At 67.8% G+C, this 4608-nt stretch carries 5 protein-coding genes; 3 read left to right on the forward strand and 2 right to left on the reverse strand.

The window, feature by feature from the left end:
* Positions 1–137 precede the first annotated feature (137 nt).
* Both AB0O15_RS47765 and AB0O15_RS47770 read left to right on the forward strand, forming a co-directional pair.
* The gene (locus AB0O15_RS47765) at positions 138–437 is read left to right on the forward strand and encodes a hypothetical protein (protein WP_364334834.1); all 300 of its coding nucleotides are present in this window, start codon (positions 138–140) and stop codon (positions 435–437) included.
* A gap of 34 nt (positions 438–471) precedes the next feature.
* A complete protein-coding gene (locus AB0O15_RS47770) occupies positions 472–660 on the forward strand; it encodes a hypothetical protein (RefSeq protein WP_364334837.1) in 189 nt (62 codons plus the stop codon).
* A gap of 84 nt (positions 661–744) precedes the next feature.
* On the opposite strand, the gene AB0O15_RS47775 is transcribed toward AB0O15_RS47770, so the two are convergent.
* Together AB0O15_RS47775 and AB0O15_RS47780 are read right to left on the reverse strand one after the other, a co-directional pair.
* Complete coding sequence (locus AB0O15_RS47775; protein WP_364334840.1) at positions 745–1359, reverse strand: RICIN domain-containing protein; 615 nt, start codon at positions 1357–1359, stop codon at positions 745–747.
* A gap of 160 nt (positions 1360–1519) precedes the next feature.
* Positions 1520–1945, reverse strand: a complete 426-nt coding sequence (locus AB0O15_RS47780) for a peptidase inhibitor family I36 protein (RefSeq protein ID WP_364334843.1) — start codon at positions 1943–1945, stop codon at positions 1520–1522.
* Positions 1946–2271: 326 nt separating this feature from the next.
* Here AB0O15_RS47780 and AB0O15_RS47785 point away from each other — a divergent pair, with 326 nt between their 5' ends.
* Complete coding sequence (locus AB0O15_RS47785) at positions 2272–4533, forward strand: tetratricopeptide repeat protein (RefSeq protein WP_364334846.1); 2262 nt, start codon at positions 2272–2274, stop codon at positions 4531–4533.
* Positions 4534–4608: the final 75 nt, after the last annotated feature.

Below are 4608 nucleotides of genomic sequence, written 5' to 3' on the forward strand. Positions count from 1 at the left end.
CGCCTCCCAGTAGTTTCCGGCCCAGAAACAACAGCAGCGCTCGTCACGAGTGGTGCTGAAGGTGTCGGTCAGCTACCCGTTGCCTGACATCGCGACCAGCGCTGGCGTTGATTTTTCGCTGTTACTACCGGGAGGCCGTGAAGGACCGGCAGAGCCCGGTCGCGGCGTGGTTGAGCACCACATTCCCGGAGCACAGGGAGATCCAGGCGGAGTTCCGCATCGGAGCTGGGCGGCAGCGGGTGCTGATGCCGGTCGGGGTGGCGCCCGGTACGCAGGGTGCCGCGATCGACTTCTGGCTGCGGATGCTGGTGGACCCGCAGCCCTCGATCGCGTTGCCCCTGATCGGGTTGCTGTCCGGGCGGGCGCGGGCCGAGCGCGAGGTGCCGGGGTCGGATCACGCGGCAGACACAGAGAGGGCCCCGCCGCGCCTGTCTTGACGTGGTGTGCGAGCGCGGCGGGGACCTGTCGAACGTGGCCATCGAGATCGACCGGTTCGGCAAGGTGTGGTCACTGCAGAAACTGATCGCGGAGGCTGATGCCGGCGCGGTGGCGTTGTGGGTCCGCTGGCGCGGCCGCACTCAAGTCGCGGTCCCGACCCGGATCGGCATGGTGGACATCAGCGGTGCCGGCCCTGCGGTGAGACTGCCGTCCATCCACTGACCGGTCAGGACCGCTCATCTCCGATGTCCAAGCGACGAGCCTGCCCAGAAGACATGAAGCCAACCCTTCGTCAAGCGTGTCTGATCAGGGGTAGGCGTTCCACTGCTGGGTCCTGCTGGTCGTGTCGGTCTGGTTGGGCGCGCAATCCCATTGGACCAGGAGCGCGCCGTTCTCGAACTTCTCATTCGTGATGTCGAGGCACCGGTTGCCGGCCCGGTTGTAGAGCTGCTGCCACTGTCCGGAGCTGCCGCCCTGGGACTGTTGCCGCCACAGCTGGTTGTTGGCCGGCGGGGAACTGGTGGGGTCGCTGCACCGGTACTGGTAGACGGCGTTGCCGTTGCCGTTGGGTACGTCCTCGGACTTGTCGAGGCAGAGGTGAGACTTCCGGTTCTGCAGTTGCAGGAACCAGCTTCCGCCCAGGAGACAGGGCCGGTAGTCCCAGCGCTGATTGGGCGCGTTCACGTCGAGAGTGGCCAGGATGGCTCTCTCGCCTGAATTCATGGAGGCGCGGTTGATGCCGATGACCATCTTCGGCGTGTCCGGCTTGAGGACGCTGATGTAGATATTCCTTCCCTGCCAGGGGTCGCAGTTGGTGGCTTTCGCCGCTCCCGTCACGGATGCGCTCGACGGGAGCGGGCTCGCGGCGAGGGCAAGTCCCGCTGCCAGGGCGACGGCCAGCAGACGCAGAGACCTTTTCATCGCATTCCTTCCTCTCGACTCGGTACCGGGGCGCCGGCAAGAAATCCAGCGTCAGGCGTCGATGTGTTGCGCGGGGGAACTTCGGACGAATTTGGACGGCGGCCTCCGGCGCCATCACCGATGGGACATGCCAATCGGATGCCCGGCATGCGCCCACCGATCAGTAGCAGGTTGAGAACGGTCCGCCCGCGATCAAAAGCAGGGAACTGGCCTCGTTGGCCTCCCCGATGCCATTGCCGGGCACCCCGTCGTCGGGCAGGTTCTGGACGTCCTGGCCCGGGTTCACGCAGAAGACGATGTCCTCGGTGTAGTTGACGCCGTAGTAGTAGACGCTCACGTAGTTCGAGCTGGTGCGGTTCTTCGCGGACTTGATGTTGTTGTCGACGATCTGCCCGGTGCTGAACCTGTCGTTGCGAAAGTCGGGGTCGCTGTTGAAGAACGCGACCTTGCCGGTGCTGAACCCGATGTCCCAGCCGCAGTGGTAGCCCGTGTCGCAGCTCGGTTCGGCCGAGGCCGGTGACGCCGGCACGAGAACGACCGCCACCAGTGCGGCGGCGCAGGCGAGCACCCGAGATTTCCTGATCACTGTTGACCTACTTCGAGCTTCGGCGTCGCCGTCGCGGCGGTCGCACCCGTGACAGCAGCTTTGATAGATCTCCTCATCGTGTCTCCTCGATGGGTTGGCCCGCGTTGCGCGGTCCGTGCCAGCGTCAGGCGTCGACGTCTGGCGTGGGGGAATTTTGGACGAATTTGGACGCCGTCCCTCGGCGCCATCACCGATGGATCCGTTTTGGGGCAGATGGCGCGGAGTGTCTGATGGGCGACCGCCGTCGGTGATGAGGTCGCTAGCCTCGAACATTGAGACATCGACCCGGATCATGGGGGTGGGTGATGCCGCTGTCAGGGGAACCGGTGACCGCGCGGGCAGAGGTGTTTACGGCGCTGCCCGACCCGGGGCAGGCGAAGAGCGCCGCCGATCTCGTTGAGCGGTTGCGCTTGTTGAAGGTCTGGGCCGGTGATCCCTCCTACGAGACGATCAAGGACCGGGTCAACAAGGTATGGACGGCGGCGGGCCGGCCGGCCGGTGAGCTGACGCGCAGGTCCACCGTTGCGTATTGCTTCCGGCCCGGTCGGCGACGCCTGGACACCGACCTGGTGCTCGCGGTGGTCCGGGCGCTGCACCCGGACACCGGGTACGTGACCCTATGGCGGCAGGCGCTGCGTGTCGTGGGCGGGGAGATCGAGGCGGTGTCCCAGGTCCGGGTGCAGGACCGGCTGCCGCAGGATCTTGCGGGGTTCACCGGCCGCACCGTCGAACTCGACCGGCTCCGCCACGCGGCACAGGGCGGGCAGGCGGTGGTGATCTCCGCGATCGAGGGGATGGCCGGGGTCGGCAAGACCCAACTCGCCGTGCACGCCGGACACCTGCTCCACCAGCATCAGCCGTTCGAGAAGGTTCTGTTCGTCAATCTGCGCGGCTTCGACCCTGACCCGGCACAGCCGCCGGCCGACCCCGCAGCCGTCCTGGACGGGTTCCTGCGCCTGCTCGGAATGCCCGGCCAGCAGATCCCCCACACCCTCGACGCCCGGGCCGCCGCCTACCGCGACCGGCTCGCCGGCACCCGGGCCCTAGTGGTGTTGGACAACGCCGCCAGCACCGAACAGGTCCGCCCGCTTCTGCCCGCCGTGCCAGGCTGTCTCACCCTGGTCACTAGCCGGCGCCGCCTCACCGACCTACACCCCGCGACCCACCTGTCCGTGGACGTCTTCCCCCCCGACGAGGCATTGGCCTTCCTGGCCCAGGCCGTACCCGGGGTGCCCGCCGGCTCCGATCCGCACGCTGCCGCCCGGATCGCCCAGCGCTGCGGCCACCTACCCCTGGCCCTGAGCCTGATCACCGGGCACATCCGCAACACACCGGGCTGGACGTTGACCGACCACGCCGACCGACTCGACGAACGCCACCACCAGCGGCGCCTGGACACCGGCGTCGAACTCGCCCTCCACCTGTCCTACCAGCACGTACCCGCCGACCAGCGTCGACTGCTGCGGCTGCTCGCCCTGCACCCCGGCCGAGACTTCGACGCGTACGCCGCCGCGGCTCTGACCGACACCGACCTGGACACCGCCCAGACCGGGCTGGACCACCTGCATCGCAATCACCTGCTGCAACAGGCCGTACCGGGCCGGTACACCTTCCACGACCTCGTCCGTGCCTACGCCACCACCCGCGCCCACGACGAGGACCGCCCACCCGAGCGCCGTGCTGCGCTGACCCGCCTGTTCGACTTCTACCTGGCTACCGCCGCCGCGGCCATGGACACCCTGTACCCCGCCGAGTCCAGCTTTCGCCCCCGGATCCCCGTGACCGGCGCTCGCACCCCAAACCTGAGCGACTCGGACACCGCCCTCGCCTGGCTGGACACCGAACGACCCACCCTGGTGGCCGTCGCCGCGCACACCGCTACCAACGGATGGCCCACCCACACCATCCGGCTTTCCCGCACCTTGTACCGCTACCTCTCCGGCGGCCACTACACCGACGCCGTTACCGTGCATGGTCACGCACACCACGCCGTGCTCCACACCGGCGACGCGACCGGACACGCCCATGCCTTGAACGATCTCGGCGTCGCTCTCTGGCGGCTGGGCCGGTACGGGCTGGCTACTGCGCATCTCCAGCAGGCCCTGGCTCTGTTCCGGCAGGCCGGTGACCCGCACGGCCAGGCTCGCACGCTGAACGATCTCGGCATCACTGCGTACGGTGAGTGCCGTTTCCAAGCGGCTGCCGACTACTTCACGCAGGCCGTGCCGCTGTACCAACAGGCCGGCGATCGCGACGGCGAAGCCCGCGGGCTGACCGGTCTCGGTAGCGTCGAGGCGCTGCTGGGCCGTCACCGGAAAGCCATTGACTACTTCGAGCAGGCCCTACTCCTGCACCGGCAGACCGGCGATCAGGACGGCACAGCTTACGTACTGCTCAACCTCAGTGAGGTCGAAGACCGGTCGGGCCGATACGGGCCGGCCGGCGACCACCTACAGCAGGCTTTGACCCTGTACCGGCAGTTGGGTAACCGCACCGGAGAATCGGGCCGCGCTGGACATTATCGGCGTCCTGTATACCCGCCTCGGCAGGCCCCGCCCAGGCCGCCGAATACCACCAACGGGCCCTGACTGGCTTCCGTGAGACCGGCTTCCGAGGGTACGAACCGTGGGCACTCAATGGCCTCGGCGAGGCCGCCCACGCTG

Origin of the sequence: Actinoplanes sp. NPDC089786 (assembly GCF_040684855.1) — a bacterium.
Taxonomy (GTDB): domain Bacteria; phylum Actinomycetota; class Actinomycetes; order Mycobacteriales; family Micromonosporaceae; genus Actinoplanes.

Excerpts from the sequence above, each read along its gene's own strand:
- AB0O15_RS47775 (WP_364334840.1), bottom strand. The coding sequence starts at position 1,359 with ATGAAAAGGTCTCTGCGTCTGCTGGCCGTCGCCCTGGCAGCGGGACTT.